At 66.5% G+C, this 13,627-nt stretch carries 16 protein-coding genes; 10 read left to right on the top strand and 6 right to left on the bottom strand.

Annotation, left to right across the window (positions count from 1 at the left end):
* Nucleotides 1–304: 304 nt before the first annotated feature.
* On the bottom strand, nt 305–760 hold the full coding sequence (locus ACTWQJ_RS07290; protein ID WP_443305792.1) for a hypothetical protein: 456 nt from the start codon (nt 758–760) through the stop codon (nt 305–307).
* A 507-nt stretch (nt 761–1,267) separates the two neighbouring features.
* Between ACTWQJ_RS07290 and ACTWQJ_RS07285 the strand changes: the two genes are divergently transcribed.
* Nucleotides 1,268–1,768 carry a hypothetical protein gene (locus tag ACTWQJ_RS07285; protein WP_443305791.1) on the top strand — a complete coding sequence of 167 codons (501 nt, stop codon included), beginning with the start codon at nt 1,268–1,270 and terminating at the stop codon, nt 1,766–1,768.
* 582 nt (nt 1,769–2,350) lie between these two features.
* A complete protein-coding gene (locus tag ACTWQJ_RS07280; RefSeq protein WP_443305790.1) occupies nt 2,351–3,277 on the top strand; it encodes a phosphotransferase family protein in 927 nt (308 codons plus the stop codon).
* 18 nt (nt 3,278–3,295) lie between these two features.
* On the opposite strand, the gene ACTWQJ_RS07275 is transcribed toward ACTWQJ_RS07280, so the two are convergent.
* Nucleotides 3,296–4,543 carry a hypothetical protein gene (locus ACTWQJ_RS07275; protein WP_443305795.1) on the bottom strand — a complete coding sequence of 416 codons (1,248 nt, stop codon included), beginning with the start codon at nt 4,541–4,543 and terminating at the stop codon, nt 3,296–3,298.
* A 413-nt stretch (nt 4,544–4,956) separates the two neighbouring features.
* On the opposite strand from ACTWQJ_RS07275, the gene ACTWQJ_RS07270 reads away from it, so the two are divergent.
* From ACTWQJ_RS07270 to ACTWQJ_RS07250, 5 genes are all read left to right on the top strand, one after another.
* Nucleotides 4,957–5,508 carry a bifunctional DNA primase/polymerase gene (locus ACTWQJ_RS07270; protein WP_443305794.1) on the top strand — a complete coding sequence of 184 codons (552 nt, stop codon included), beginning with the start codon at nt 4,957–4,959 and terminating at the stop codon, nt 5,506–5,508.
* Complete coding sequence (locus ACTWQJ_RS07265; protein WP_443305789.1) at nt 5,498–5,809, top strand: hypothetical protein; 312 nt, start codon at nt 5,498–5,500, stop codon at nt 5,807–5,809. Before ACTWQJ_RS07270 ends, ACTWQJ_RS07265 begins: the two co-directional genes overlap by 11 nt.
* 4 nt (nt 5,810–5,813) lie before the next feature.
* Nucleotides 5,814–6,122, top strand: a complete 309-nt coding sequence (locus tag ACTWQJ_RS07260) for a hypothetical protein (protein ID WP_443305788.1) — start codon at nt 5,814–5,816, stop codon at nt 6,120–6,122.
* 613 nt (nt 6,123–6,735) lie between these two features.
* Nucleotides 6,736–7,239 (top strand): hypothetical protein, encoded by a 504-nt coding sequence (locus ACTWQJ_RS07255; protein WP_443305787.1) that lies wholly within the window; start codon nt 6,736–6,738, stop codon nt 7,237–7,239.
* Nucleotides 7,240–7,803: 564 nt separating this feature from the next.
* Nucleotides 7,804–8,067, top strand: coding sequence for a hypothetical protein (locus ACTWQJ_RS07250; RefSeq protein ID WP_443305786.1), 264 nt, complete (start codon nt 7,804–7,806; stop codon nt 8,065–8,067).
* Nucleotides 8,068–8,120: 53 nt separating this feature from the next.
* Here ACTWQJ_RS07250 and ACTWQJ_RS07245 read toward each other — a convergent pair whose 3' ends face one another.
* Nucleotides 8,121–9,236, bottom strand: a complete 1,116-nt coding sequence (locus tag ACTWQJ_RS07245; protein ID WP_443305785.1) for a trypsin-like serine peptidase — start codon at nt 9,234–9,236, stop codon at nt 8,121–8,123.
* Nucleotides 9,237–9,456: 220 nt separating this feature from the next.
* On the opposite strand from ACTWQJ_RS07245, the gene ACTWQJ_RS07240 reads away from it, so the two are divergent.
* From ACTWQJ_RS07240 to ACTWQJ_RS07230, 3 genes are all read left to right on the top strand, one after another.
* Nucleotides 9,457–9,603, top strand: a complete 147-nt coding sequence (locus tag ACTWQJ_RS07240) for a hypothetical protein (RefSeq protein WP_443305784.1) — start codon at nt 9,457–9,459, stop codon at nt 9,601–9,603.
* 238 nt (nt 9,604–9,841) lie between these two features.
* Entirely contained in the window at nt 9,842–10,324 is a 483-nt protein-coding gene (locus ACTWQJ_RS07235; RefSeq protein ID WP_443305783.1) for a hypothetical protein, read from the top strand.
* Nucleotides 10,325–10,402: 78 nt separating this feature from the next.
* Complete coding sequence (locus ACTWQJ_RS07230) at nt 10,403–11,233, top strand: transposase family protein (protein WP_443305782.1); 831 nt, start codon at nt 10,403–10,405, stop codon at nt 11,231–11,233.
* Between the two features lie 326 nt (nt 11,234–11,559).
* Here ACTWQJ_RS07230 and ACTWQJ_RS07225 read toward each other — a convergent pair whose 3' ends face one another.
* The 3 genes from ACTWQJ_RS07225 to ACTWQJ_RS07215 all read right to left on the bottom strand — a co-directional run bounded on the left by ACTWQJ_RS07225 (nt 11,560) and on the right by ACTWQJ_RS07215 (nt 13,567).
* Nucleotides 11,560–12,141, bottom strand: coding sequence for a hypothetical protein (locus ACTWQJ_RS07225; RefSeq protein ID WP_443305781.1), 582 nt, complete (start codon nt 12,139–12,141; stop codon nt 11,560–11,562).
* Between the two features lie 235 nt (nt 12,142–12,376).
* Nucleotides 12,377–13,033, bottom strand: coding sequence for a DUF6461 domain-containing protein (locus ACTWQJ_RS07220; RefSeq protein ID WP_443305780.1), 657 nt, complete (start codon nt 13,031–13,033; stop codon nt 12,377–12,379).
* Between the two features lie 228 nt (nt 13,034–13,261).
* Nucleotides 13,262–13,567 (bottom strand): hypothetical protein, encoded by a 306-nt coding sequence (locus tag ACTWQJ_RS07215; RefSeq protein WP_443305779.1) that lies wholly within the window; start codon nt 13,565–13,567, stop codon nt 13,262–13,264.
* Between the last annotated feature and the right edge of the window lie 60 nt (nt 13,568–13,627).

The raw sequence follows: 13,627 nt of genomic DNA, 5'->3' as shown, positions 1-13,627 counted from the left end.
GCAAAACCCTTCACCTGGACCGCGACCGCCGACGAGGTTCTCGCCAAGGTCCGACTCGTCCAGACCAACGTGAAGAAACTCGTCAACAACAATGCGAACTGACACAAACAGGATCACGAGACACTAGGCCGCTTCGTCCCGAAGCAATCTGGGAATCTGGGTGACCTGAGGTCATCCGCTCGCCGACCTGCTCGAACAGTCCGTGAGCGTCCGTGGTCGTCCGGCCGTGTATGTGGCCGTTGTAGCGCAGTTAGACACTCAGCCGTCTGGCGGCTTCCATGATCGCTGACCTGGGAACTCGCTGCTACCAGGTCGGCCGTGGATCCCGAAGCCCGCTCGGCGTTTGCTCAGGCAGAGAGCGTCCCTGGTCCGTCCGCAACAGGTACCCGGGGTCCGGCGGGTAGTCATCGTTCTGCGGAGCAGGCAAATGGAACCGCTCAGTGCGCGGGAGAGGGATCTCTACCAGCCTGCCGTCATGGATCATCCACAGGCCGAAGCAGTCATCGTCCTGGTCGTGGATCAGAACTTGCACGCTCTCTGGGCGAGGCCAGGCAAGCGACTCCAGATGCCGTAGCAGCCCGGTCCGCGACCGCATCCGCTCAAACTCCGTGGCCCATCCGATGCCGAAAGAGCCGACCCACTGGCTTTGGATCGGCTCGAACCGGCCCCGCCAGGTGCGCGTCTCATCATCTCGCGTCAGCGGCTCCATGACGTCCTGTGCATCCAGCGCCAGCACGATGACCTCTGCGAATCTGCTCATGCCGAAGTATCCGCACACACCGACCCTGGGACCACCGATTAGTGGTTCCAGGCGCACGGCTCCGGAGAGATTGTCTGATTGCACCCCTGTACCCCCTCTGACCTGCGACGGAGCCAGACAGGGGGCGCCCGGCGACACAGAGTGTGTCGGAGGTGTGTCGCGATGTTGGCACTCCTGGGACCAGGCGGTGGCCTTCGTCAGCTCGGTCACGTTGGATTCGGCGGCCGGGGCGGGGTCTCGGTGGGACGCCGTGGTTGTGCCGGTGGCGAGGGCCAGGTCGGGCGTGGTGGCAGCGAGCGTGCGGACGAAGGGGCTGCGTGATCCCATAGTGGTATTGCTCCAGCGGCCGGAGTGCGCTGCTGGTGGGGCTCCTCCCCGCGGGCAGCAACACCGTCCCCTGTACGGCCCCTCGGCGTGTCTGCGGCGTTGTTCCGTTCCGGTCGGGCGGTACGGGTGGCGGGCGGGGCTCGCGGGGTCCGTGCCGGCGAGACGAGAGTGGGAGCGGTTGTGGCGATGGTCGGACTGTTCTGGGTCACTCCGGACGCGGTATATGTGGGGTCGCCGCCGACCGCCGTCGGGGGCTGCGTCCGGTTGACCGCCGACGGGCTGGAAGCCGTGGACCCCGACGGCTCCCGGACGTGGACGTGGGAAGGACTGCGGTCCGCGGTCGTCGAGGACGTGCCCACTGAGAGCCCGTCGGGCCGTGCGTCGAAGTTCCTCGGGTCGGTGATCTCGGCCGCGGTCGGTGCCTTCCTCGGCGAGGGGCCGACCGAGATGACGCTGCGGCTGGAGACGGAGTGCGGGCCGGAGGCGGTGACGGTGTACTCGGCGGCGGCCGGGGGATACGGCGCCAAGGAGGCAGCGCTCTCTAAGGACCTGCTCGCCCGCTTCGTGGCGGGAACCGCGGACCCGCGGGCCCTCGAGGCGTGGGGTCGTGAGCACGGCCTGGAGGGCACACCGAAGCCGCGCGTGCGGGAGGCCGTGCTGCAAACTTGGGCGGAAGCTTGAGCCAGCCCAGCGGCGACTCTTCAGAGATCGCTCATCAGCGAGGGGCGCAGGGAGAGGCAGATCAGATCGGAAGTCGCCTTCGCTCCTACGTCCATAGAGAGGTCGGCTTCGCCGACGGGCTGTACCACGCGTGGGTGGTACAGCCCGTCTGTGACCGGACACCCCGGACAGCCCTTGGGCTGACTGTCCGAGGTTTCCTCGCAGGTCATCGCCCTAACCGGACAGCTTGACCTGGGATCGCGAATAGGAGCACGGGGTCGACACGGTCTGAGGAGTGTGTCGGAGGTGTGTCGCGAACGCTGAGAGGCAACGAGAAAGAGCGGGAGTCAGTGAGACTGCTTCCCGCTCTCTCATGTCGGCATTCTCCCTGGTCAGAGCTTGATTCTTGCTGGCTGACCGGCGAGTGCCCCCGGCAGGATTCGAACCTGCGCACACGGCTCCGGAGCCCATCAGAGACCGTTGCTCTTTAGGAGCGCTGACCTGCGCGGTAGGCGCGGGCACGGTCCCTGCTGACCAAGGTCATTACGTCCCTATTACGTGGGTGGCCTGTCGGGCGGTCGGTCCGGCCCGTATGGTCGAAGCATGATCTCGGGCAGCAGCGGGGCATCTGACGGCGGCGCGGAGTTCACGGCGGAGGGCCTGGAGCCCGTCCTCCGGGAGGCATGCGCGACGGTCGGACTCGACTCCCGCGGCGCCGAGTTGCTGCGGCTCGGGTCGAACGCGGTCTACCGCCTGACGTCGTTACCCGTCATCGTCCGCATCGCGCGTGATCCGTCGGTTCTCGCGGAGATGGAACGGGCCGTGGGCGTGGCCCGGTGGCTTGAAACGCAGGATTTCCCGGCCATGCGCGTGCCGGCGTCAATCACCCAACCGCTCGTTGTCGGCGGCCTGGTGGTCACCTTCTGGGAGAGCGTCCAGGAGAACGAGGAGTACGCGACGGTCGGCGAGCTGGCCGATCTCCTACGGCGCTTGCACTGGCTTGAGGAACCTGCATCCCTGGGCCTGCCGTATTTCGACCCGCTCGCCAAGCTGACGGCGTCCCTCGAAGGGCTGGACGGCATCTCGGGTGAGGACCGGACGTTCCTGGAAGAGCGAGCGGCGAGCGTCGCCAAGGACTATGACCGGCTGGACTTCGTCCTTCCCTTCGGCATGATCCACGGTGACGCCAGCATCGGGAACGTCCTCCGCCATCGGGACGGGCACGCTGTGCTCATCGACCTGGACGGCTTCGCCCTCGCCCCACGCGAGTGGGACCTGATCCAGACGGCGATCTTCTACGACAGGTACGGCTGGCACACAAAGGCGGAGTACGCGGAGTTCGTTCACCGGTACGGCTTCGACCTGATGAACTGGCCCGGGTATGAAACGCTTGCGGACCTGCGTGAGTTGATGATGGTTGCGTGGCTCGGCCACCAGGTCACGACCAGCGAGCGGTCTGCCGCCGAATTCGCTCGGCGGGTGCGGTCCCTCCGTACGGGGGAGGGCCGAGAGGAGTGGGGTCCGTTCTGAACGCACGGTGACTGGGTTTCAGGCCCTGATGTGATCGCCGGAAGCGATCCACAGCCTGTGCTCTCTGGCCTGCTCGGTAAAGGACTGTACGTCCGTGGTGTTGCCGATCGCTGCGAGGTTCTGTCGGAACTCGGCAAGGTAGCTGACACATCGCGCCGACTTCAGTTGCTCTCCCAGGTCGAGCGCATCGAGTGCCACGCGGCAGGCCTCCTCGACGTCGCCGGTGCGCAAGTGGGCGTCGGCCAGAACCATGGTCGCGAAGAAGTCGCTCCGAACGTGGCTGCCACTCATGGCGTTCTCGGCGTGGGTGACGGCCTGGCGGGCACTGTTGACGTCGCGGAAGCAGTGGGCGGCCTCGGCGGCAAGTTCAGCTTCGTCGAAGTAGGTGGTCCACTCCGGCTCGTCGTCGTGGTTTCGGCCTTCCAGCGCCTTCGTGGCCGCGCTCAAGGCGGCTTCGCAGGCTCGTACGTCGCCGGTTCGGGCAAGCGCGCGGGCCTCCATGGCGTGGAACTGGGCACGCAGCGTCGGCGTGGCCACGGGAGAGATGCCCATGAGAGCCGCGCGGGCAAGCGTCGCGGCCTGCGTGTAGTGACCGAGGAACGTCGCCTGATGGCTCATGGCGGACAGGATGCTGCCGGCGAGCCGACGGTCATTGGCGTCCTGGGCCAACCGGAGAGCCTGGAGGAAGTACCGCTGTGCAAGGCCGTGGCGGCAGGCGTCGTAGGACATCCAACCGGCCAGAAGCGTTGCTTCCGCCACGGTGGAGAACAGGGTCCGGCCGACCTGCTCGGTGTACTGGCCGCGCAGGAGCGGTGTCACCTCGGTACTGAGGTACTGGATGGCCGCGTGCCGAGCATGGTCGCCACCGAAACGGTCGTCCAACTCGGCGAACATGTCCGCGGTGGTCTTGATGGCGGCCACATCTCCAAGACCGACGCGCATCCCGTCCCGATGCTGCCGGGGAACGGCCGGCTCGGGCGCCACCAGCCACCGGAGTGAAGCTTCGTTCCACGCGGGTTCGGACGGCTCGGCCTGGAGCAGGGGCTCGTACCGGTTGAGATCTGCGCGCCACAGCTGGCCAACTGCTTCGATGGCGCCCTCGGGGCTCGCTGGATAGCCGGCGTCCAAGAGCCCCGTGTCCCGCTCGCCTTCGTGGTTCAGCCCGAGCTCGGCGGCGCTGAGGTCGTACACCTCGCACAGCAACGGACCGTAGAAGTCGTCCGGTGTGCTGTGCCCGTTCTCCCAGCTGGCGATTCGACGTTTCACGCTTGCGTCCGTCGGGAGTTGGGGGCCACGGTGCATCGCAGCCTGACGCAGCTCGCGCACCAACCGCGGCTGACTCCAGCCTCGGCCCACACGGGCTTGCCGTAAGCGAACGCTGGTCGGCTCCATCGAAGACGTGACCGTTCCCTCCCCACCGGTGCACAGATGCGACTTCTGGGACGCGCGACTCTTTGACCTTACGACCGAATGTACGCGCTGTTCATCGCTGAGCGCTGCAAGTAACCGGAGATCGGGGGCGGTTGGCACGTGACGGGGGATGACGCGCGCACGCGTGACGCGTCATCCCCCGTCAGCTCTCGTCATCTGCCCTGGCCAGGGTGGTGAGCCCGAGTCTGGACACAGGGCGGCATCGCAGCCGCAACTGAGTCTGACTGAGGTGAGATGACGTGCAGAGGATGACCAGGAGGGGCGTCGAATGGCTCTCTGCGGCGGCCGACGATCCGGCGGCGTGCCGGGCCACCTGGGCGGACGACCCCCGCGCGCCGTACATGCTGCCGACTGGCCGCCTCTTCGACGTGGTGACGGTCGACCAGCGCACCGGGATCGAGACCTTCGATCAACTGCTGTGCCGTGGGCTGCCCTTCGGGCCAACGGTGCTCGACCACAAGGCCCGACGCGTGGGCTTCTTCCTGGGCTCGAAGAGCCAGGAGACCTTCGTCCACTACCTTGCGCAGGAGGAGGGAGCACCACCCGCGTACCGCTACCTGAGCCGCGATTCGGTGGTCGTCGTCCCGGGGCCCATGCCCATGTCCGGCGACCGTTACGAGTGGCTCCGCGCGCCGACTCGGCGCCCGATGGCGAACCCGCTCCGGCCGGTGGCCTTGGCGACCATGCTCGTAGCCTCTGCAGAGTTGCTCGCCCGTGTGGACCGGTACGGCAAGCGCTACCCGTCTGCGGCTGCCCTCGCTCTGTCCGCAATCGAGGGGACGGCGACCGATGCGGGATGACGCCACCGACCGGCACGATGCTGCTACCTGGTCGCCCTTGGACAGCGACGGCTGGTACGCCGCGCGCAACGCCACGACTGCCCTGCGGGATGCCCTGATCCGCGCAGGGATGGAGAAGGATTTCCCCTACCTGCGAGCCGACTTGAACGCCTTCGGACACGGCTTGGTCGAACTCGGGCGCGTGTCGCCGGCCACCGCCGAGCGACTGGCGGAGCTGCTGCGGCTGGCGCTGGCTTCGGGGTTGCAGCGTCTTGAGGAGAGCGGCGAGGCCAGTACCGAACATCGTGCAGGAGAGGATTGAGGTCATGACCGACCGGCGAGGAGTCGTCGCCAAGCGCGCCGAGAACCTGATGCCCGGCGTTCCGTACGTCCGCGGTTGGGCGCAGGCTCGACGCAGCGCCGGAGCGCTGGCCGCACAACTGACCGCCCTGGGCTTGGAGTCGGACTTCCCTGGCCTCACGGCCGACGTGAATGTCTCGGGCGACGGCTTGGTACGCCTCGGGACCATCCGGCCGGAGGCAGCACTGATGCTGGCCGAACTGATCGTGTCGGGTCTCGCGGCGGAGACGGCGATGGCCACCGATGCGTTGACGGAAGAGCCGGCGACTGCCTGATCACTTCACCTGACAGACTCCGGCCGGTTGCGGTTCGAGCATGCTCCCGCGAACGGTCGGCGGGCCCCGTACATCGTCGTGCCCCCGGCGATCGATGTGCGGGGCCACTTGCTGCGTGCCATGCCTCCTCCGCTGTCGGTCTGCCGCTCGGCCGGGACCGGCGCCCCAGCGCCGCAGCCCGGACGAAGCGGCAGACCGAAACGCGCGGTGGCTGGGACGCTCGTCTCTGACCCGCACGAGAGGACGTCAGCTGGGGAAGCTGCGATCATTTGCGGCTCGGTCGGGCGCTGACCTGGGCGAACGGCCAAACCGTGGCCGGTGCCGATCTCAGAGGTCGGCAAAGTCTCAATGGACCAGTCAAGACCTGTCTTCTTGCCCTGGGTCTTGTCGGAGATCTTGGGGAGCTGGGTTTTTGCTGATCTCGGCGCTGCCCTCGTGTATCTGAGAGGTCGTCATTGGTTGCCGTCGGGCGCTGTCGAGCGGCCTCGGACGGCCCAGGGACGGCCCGGAGAGGCGGCATCGGTGCATCTCATGTCGGAGCTGCGGGTATGGTGCGGCCGCGATCAAGCATTGGGTTTGGGGAGGGGCTTTGGGAGCGAAGACGGGTCTGCCCGTGTACGCCGACGACGACGTGCCGGACCAATTGCGACGGGTGAGGCCAGCGGACCTGGCGCGGACGACAGGTGAGAGCAGGGCCCGTCGTCGCTGTGTGGCGGCTGTTTCGGTCCGCGCGCGGCTCGTCGCGGTAGCGGCCACGTCCTTGCTGGCTGGAGGTTGCGGCATGCTGGACGATCCGGTCAAGGACCGCTGGGAGTCTAGAACTGAGTTTTCGAGTTGTGGCGAGGCGAGCTTGGCTCAGGGTGAGGAGATGCAGAAGCAGGCGGTGCGGGAAATCGCCTGCCTGCGGCGAGCCCTGAAGAGTGGCGAGAGCGCAGAACTGAAGGTGACTTATCCCACTGTGGAGGGTGACCCGATTCGCGAGTACTACCGCTTGACGCCGCAAGCCAGGCTTGAGGTGTACACCGACAGCACGGACGACCGCTACTCGGACCAGAAGTGGTCGTTCGCTGAGTGCTACACCCCGGAATGGCTGGCTGAGATTTCCTGCGAGCAATGACCAGGCCAACGTGATGAAGTCGTCTATGGCCTCCTGGCAACCGACTGGAACCCCCAATGAAGATCCACCATCTTGAAGTTGCTGGTCATGGGGCTGGTGTGGGTCGGTGATGGTGTCCTCGTGCTGGTCATGGGCAGTTGTCCGAGCTCAAGATCGTCTGTCAGCGGGTGACTTCGAGGTTCGTCAGGACGAGCAGGGCGCGCAACAGCGTGGTGGCGTGACGGACGTGAAGGCGGAGCTGAGTCTTCAACGGGCCGCCACGACCAGGACGGCTATGAGGCCGACAGCGGCGACCACCAGGGCGACGACCTCCCATGCCGGGCCGCGGCGAAGGGGTGCGGCTCATCGCAGGACCGTCCGGGTGCCACATCGGCACGGGTGCGCGGGGTCGGTCGCCGACTTCCTCGCGACGCTGACGTGCTCGAAAGCCAGCTGACCGATACCGGTACGCTCCAGCGTCACAACCAGATCAGCACGAAGGGAAACGGGATGGGGCGTAAGACATGGGTGCCCATAGCATCAGCCTTCCTGATAGGCGTAGGGACCGCATCGACGGTTGCCGGGATGGCCGGACCATCGTCGGGGGGAGTGACGGTCGCCAGCCAGCCGCCGGCTGACCAGATCCCCCGCACACGGCAGGCCCTGGTCGCGGAGTGGGAGAAGTCGCGTGCTGAGGCAGGCCTCAAGCTCCCCGAGGGCTGGGAGAAGCTGTCGACGGAGCAGATCCGCGCCCAGTACATCATCCAGGAAGTGGACAACGCAGGCCCGCTCCTCCCCAACCCGGACTACGACCCCGGCTTCCACAACAGCCCGAACTGGTGGCCATAAAGAAGCGGGCCCCAGCCGTATCCGGCTGGGGCCCGCTTGTCTGCGCCCTGCTGCTAGCTGAGCGTGCCGATCTTGTTGATCACCTGGATCGCGTTGTCCTGGTGCGCCGAGCTGTACAGGATCGGCACCGTCGTGGTGTTCGGGTCGTCGCCCTCACCGTGCGAGTTGGTGCCGACGATCTGACCCTCCGGAGTGGCCATCGGACCACCCGAAGCACCGTGGCCCATGTCGCAGTCGAACTTCAGCCGCTCATCCACGAAGAAGTACGGGTTGGCGTCCTCGGCGTTGCCCGTGCAGTAGAACTGCGTGAAGCCGTCCATGTCGGTGCGCTGGTAGCCCTCGCCCGGGAAGCCGGAGTCGATGATGTCCGACCAGTCGGGGCCGGAACCGAAGTTGTAGCCCAGCGCGCCCACCGTGTCGGTCAGGTTCGTGTACTCGGGCGGCGCGGTGACGGTGAAGGCCGCCATGTCGGCCCAGAGCACGTCTCCGTCAGCAGTCCACGAGGTGGGTGCGACCTTCGCCTTGGCGGCCCACTTGCCCCACGGGGCGTCGTAGCCCTCGGGGGCCAGTTCGTTCTTCTTGAAGCCGGGGATGAACGAGATTTTCTGGTAGAAGCCTTCCGCGCCACTTCCGTCGCCGGGGTGGATGCAGTGCCCGGCGGTCCACACGGTGTTCTTGTTGGCGGTGACGATGGACGACCCGCTACAGCCGTGATCCTTCCCGGCGTGGTCGGTGAACAGGATCTTCCCGACCACGACGGCGGGCTGGGTCTGCGGGAAGGGGACCGGCTGGGCGTAGGGCATCTCCGGCACGCTCGTGGCGGAGGCCGTGGAGAGAGGCGTGAGCGTCTTGCTGGAAACCGCGGTCCTGGACTGCGCCGGCAGGACCTGCTTGACGGGCGCCCGGCCCTCGCTCCTGGTCCCGGCTGCGGCCCTCTTGCTGAAGGCGGCCTGGTCCTTCTTCTCGTTGGCAAGGGCACGGCTGACGCGCTCGGCGGTCCAGTACTCCCGCACCTTCTGCGGGTCCTCGGTCTGCTCGCCGACGGTCAGCTTCGGCGTGGGCTCCGGCGTCTTGGCCTGCGCGACACCGGCGGAAACGAGGGTGGCGGGAAGGAGCGCTATGGACAGCAGGGCGGCTGCAGTTGCTCGTCCGGTCGTGCGTATGTTCACAGTCGGCCTATCCGGTCGGGAGGTTGATCTTGATCCGAGAGTGAAGCACGTCGATGAGGAGGGTCAGTGAAGCGCGTGTGAGGGATCCCCCTGGTTCAAGAGCTGGTTGAGGACGGTCTCGCAGCGCTCTTCGCAGTCAGCGCCACCCTGATCTCCGGGGCGACGACCGCGCTCGCAGGCCGTCCGTCTCGCCGCGGCCCTGCGGCCGGCACTGTCGGCCGTGTCGGCCTCCATTCGGTCCGCGGTCCGCGAGTACCTCGACGCGTACGGGCTCGCCTTCGGGGCATTCGACTTCGCCCTCGCCCCGACGGGCGATGGTGGTTCATCGGACATCGTCCTGGTGTGGGCGATCAGGGGGAGCCGCTGAGCGGCAGAGACGGGACGGCCGCCCGCCTGTCAGTGAAGCGGCTCCCAGTGATCCATTTCCATCGTGATTTGCAGGTCACGGGGCTGGCGTGAGCCGGTAACGGGGTACTCGGGCTGGTCGGGAACATGATCGGTAGCAGGTGATCGATTGCCACGGGACTCGTTCGCTGAAATCGCGGTACGCGCGGTGGTCTCCTCGTAGGGTCCGGCGGAGATATCCGCTCGGGGAGGGGAAGTTGATGGTGGATGTTCTGACATGGACGGTGGAACGGCGGGTGCTGCTGGCCGGTCGCGCCGAGCGGCTTCGTAAGGAGCTCGCCGAGATCGACGTGGAGGTCGCCCGGCTGGAGGCCGCCGAGGTGGTGTTCGGCCAGTACGCCGAGGCGACGGACGGCGGCAGGCGAGACGACCCGGCACTGGAGCCCGCGCCGGTGGAAGCGGAGGTGGAGCCGGTGGTGGCAGCGCCGGGGGCCGGCGGGATGCTGCTCGTGCCTCACCGCGTCGAGGGCATGACCGAAGAGGTACTGCCCGCCGACTACCAGAGGATTCTGCACGTGGTGGCAGGTGCGTCCGAGGGGCCGGTCATGACTCGGGACGTGTGCGAGAAGCTGGGGATAGGTGTGCTGCCCGCGCAGACCGAGGCGATGCGGGCCAAGCTGAAGCGCCTCGCGGACCGAGGCTGGCTGCACCGCACCCCCTCGGGCCGGTACGGCCCGCGCTGACACCGGCTCGACATCCGGGTGCGGAGGGTCTGATTCCTGCCGTAACGCGAGGGTCCCCGGCGTCAGTTGGCGTGATTTGTGAAGAACAACCAGCCCGCCAAGGGCCCTCAGGATGCTGTCTACCAGGTCCGCCTCCTGGTGTCGAAACGGACCATCGACCTCGTAGCCGACCTGATAGGCACCCAGCGGAAGCGGCTGGGCACCCGGTGGCGCAAGGTCACCCCGGGCACCCAAGCGATCATCGTGCTCGCCGTTCTCCGTCACGACCAGCGGCTTCTCGACACGGCCGGCGGCAACGACGTCTCTGCCTCGACCGTGCGCCGCTGGGTGCTCGAAGTGATCGACCTGTTCTCCGCACGCGCCCCGCGCCTGGACCGCGCCCTGAAGAAGATCGCCAAGAAGGGTGGCGTCGTCGTCCTGCTGGACGGCACCCTCGTGCGCACCCGCCGCCGCACCGGGACCGAGAACCGTAAGAACTACAGTGGGAAGCACAAGGCCCATGGCCTGCTGTTTCTCGCCCTGACCGACGAGAAGGGCAACCTGATCTGGATCTCCGCGGCCAAGCCCAGACGCTCCAGTGAAATCACCAGTGCCCGCCACAACAAGATCACCGAACACCTCCGCGAGGCCGGGCTCGGCGCCCTGGCCGACCTCGGCTTCGTCGGCTTGGACGACGACCCCGACGACCCGGTGATCATCACCGGCCGGAAGGCCACCCGGAACCACCGGCTGACCGACGCCGAGAAGGAAGCCAACCGCCTGCTCAGCCGCGAACGTGCCGCCGTCGAGCACGGCTTCGCGAACCTCAAGACCTGGCGCTTCATCACCAAGCTCCGCATGAACGCCCGCCACGCGACCACCCTCCTGCGGGCCCTTCTCGTCCTGGCGAACAGCGAAGTGCAGAGGTGACAGACAATCTCGCCCAGCCGATCACGCTCACGACCAGCACGAGCACGTCACTCCCGACCCACGCCAGCCTCGTGACCTGCGAAATCAGGATGGAAACTACTCAATGGGGTAGCCAAGCAGCCCCCGAGGTGCGCTCAGTAGTCGAAGAAGTGAAGGGTCGGGGCTCTGATCTGCGGCCGTGTAATCGATCAACGCTGCGACCTGCGACTTAGCTGTCGATGGTTGTCAGCGTTGGTCGTCGCTGAGCACCCTCCGACGGCCCCACGACGGCCCGAGGTGCGTCTCATGCAGGTGTCGTGGCAACTGGTCGGGATCTTGGTAAGAGCTCAGTGCTGCGGCGCTCTGGCAGCAATCTCGAATCCGGATGATTCGTCCCACGGAACTGCCCTCCACAGGCTCACCACGGCGGCCCAAATGCGATGCACCAGAGCCCAGTCGGGGTTGCCCCCACTGAGGGTGACGGTGGCAAGCAGGTCGCACCCCCAGATGCTCCACTCGTCATTGGGCGATGCAGCGATTACAGACTCTGCGATCTCGGCTACGCCTACGTGTACTTCCAGTGTCAGCAAGTCCGCGACTGGCCTGTCGCTGTCACTGCTACCAGTACCGAGCCTGAACGCGGCCACCGAATCTTCGAACGGCCCCAACCACTCGCCCACCAGAGGGTCGCCGCTCTCCAGCAGGTAGTCCAGCAGGCGATCAAGCGCCTCGTCGCCTCTCTCTTCTCCAGAGCGGCAGAAGAAGCTGAGTTGGTAGGCCACGATTTCCCCCGTCGTCCGCGCTTGATCGGAAGCTGTTTCCACTGCGCCATCATGCACGCCGCGCCTGCGATCGCGGTCGGCGTAGCGACTTTGGCCGGGAGTTTCAATGACCCAGTCAAGCGCCGCCGCGCTCGGATCCTGGAGCACCAGTTTGGAAGATCCCGTATGCGCCCGGTGGCTGACCTGACAAGGAGCTGACCTGCACGATGGCGGACGACTCGCCGCTCTTCCCCGTGACGTGCCCTCCTATCGGGCACGCATCGGGCACGAGTTACAAGACGGCGTGGTGGACTGGCCTTCTTCAGTCCTCCAACTTGAGGTCTCGGACGGTCCGATGACGGCTCCGACGTCCGCCGGTCGCTTGTGAGGACGCGGGACGTGCTCATGGGAGCCAGGCTGCCTCCGACTGCCCAAAGAGCTCAGAGGGTGAGGCGAGCAGCACGGTGCGAAGCGCTGTGTCCAACCACCCGGGGTCGACGGCGACGCCCATGGTGCGTTCCATGAGTGCGAAGGACTCGGCGCACAGGGTCTCCATGTGAAAGGCGACCCCTTCTGCCCAGGCGGGGACTTCCGGTTCCGGGTCCATCCACGCCGCGTCCTCCAGCTCGAAGGGGTCGAACATGCCGTCTACGTGGCCATCAAGGGCGTGCATGACCTGGTACCCGGCATTCACACTGCGGTAGACGCTGAAGAACTCGCCTCCGTCAGCGGACGCTCGTCGGGCGATCTCCGGGATGCTGCCGTGGTAACCCCATTCGATGGCGATGACGCGTCGGTCGACGGTGACCACACGAAGCAGCTCGTAGTCCTCATAGAGGTGAGCTGCCTGCTCGTCGGAGGTCTCGGCGAAGGTCATCAGCCGCGACGCTCCAGGATCGCCACCGAACGCCCGGATCACCTCGTTCTCCGTCTTTCCTGCAATCACGGAGAAGGTATACGCATCCGGCTCATCGGCATCGGCCCACGCGTATCGGGCGACGAGGTCTTCCCACCTCGCAGCGTCGCTGCGCCTCGGGCCGCGAGGCACGTCAGGAGTCATGGTGCCGCACCCTACAGAGCGGTCGGCGTAGCGACTTTGGCCGGGAGTTTCAATGATCGAGGCAAGGGCGCATGCGGCACTCGATCAGTTCTTCTGGAAGTGGTGCGGGGCCTCTCGGAACAGGGGCTTCTGCGGCGGCCAGCGTTGTGACCTGCGGGTTAACCCTCGGCACCTGTCGACGTTGGTCGCCATCGGTTGCCCTCGGACGGCCCGGACACGGCCCCGGAGTCAGTAGCGAAAGCGCGCCGAGCCTCCGTCTATGTCGATACGCAGCAGGAACTCCGTGATGGGTTCGCCCTCGCCGTTCGGTACAAGTTCCAAGCCCAGCGCGTGAATGGCCTCATCCGCCTTCAAGGCCGCTTCCGTGTTCCCCCTCTCCCAGGCCCTCCGCGACTCCTCAATCAGGGGTCTGACTGTCGGCCAACCGGCCGAAGCCTCGAAGCGGCAGTCGTGCCAGAACATGTCGACGGCCTCAAGAGTGAGCTTGCCGATCTCTTCCTCACCACGACGCAGCTGCCATGTGTGGTCTTCCATTGCTGATCCCTTCGGCGCAGAGATCCGCAGGGTATCGATGAGGTCGGCGGAGCGGCTTTT

The organism is Streptomyces sp. KR55, assembly GCF_052245645.1.
GTDB classification, from domain to species: domain Bacteria; phylum Actinomycetota; class Actinomycetes; order Streptomycetales; family Streptomycetaceae; genus Streptomyces; species Streptomyces flavusporus.
This window is presented reverse-complemented; position numbering and strand designations above follow the sequence as displayed.

Coding starts and splice junctions, on each gene's coding strand:
- ACTWQJ_RS07290 (WP_443305792.1), bottom strand. CDS start 760: ATGAGCAGATTCGCAGAGGTCATCGTGCTGGCGCTGGATGCACAGGAC.
- ACTWQJ_RS07280 (WP_443305790.1), top strand. CDS start 2,351: ATGATCTCGGGCAGCAGCGGGGCATCTGACGGCGGCGCGGAGTTCACG.
- ACTWQJ_RS07270 (WP_443305794.1), top strand. CDS start 4,957: ATGACCAGGAGGGGCGTCGAATGGCTCTCTGCGGCGGCCGACGATCCG.
- ACTWQJ_RS07265 (WP_443305789.1), top strand. CDS start 5,498: ATGCGGGATGACGCCACCGACCGGCACGATGCTGCTACCTGGTCGCCC.
- ACTWQJ_RS07260 (WP_443305788.1), top strand. CDS start 5,814: ATGACCGACCGGCGAGGAGTCGTCGCCAAGCGCGCCGAGAACCTGATG.
- ACTWQJ_RS07250 (WP_443305786.1), top strand. CDS start 7,804: ATGGCCGGACCATCGTCGGGGGGAGTGACGGTCGCCAGCCAGCCGCCG.
- ACTWQJ_RS07235 (WP_443305783.1), top strand. CDS start 9,842: ATGGTGGATGTTCTGACATGGACGGTGGAACGGCGGGTGCTGCTGGCC.
- ACTWQJ_RS07220 (WP_443305780.1), bottom strand. CDS start 13,033: ATGACTCCTGACGTGCCTCGCGGCCCGAGGCGCAGCGACGCTGCGAGG.
- ACTWQJ_RS07215 (WP_443305779.1), bottom strand. CDS start 13,567: ATGGAAGACCACACATGGCAGCTGCGTCGTGGTGAGGAAGAGATCGGC.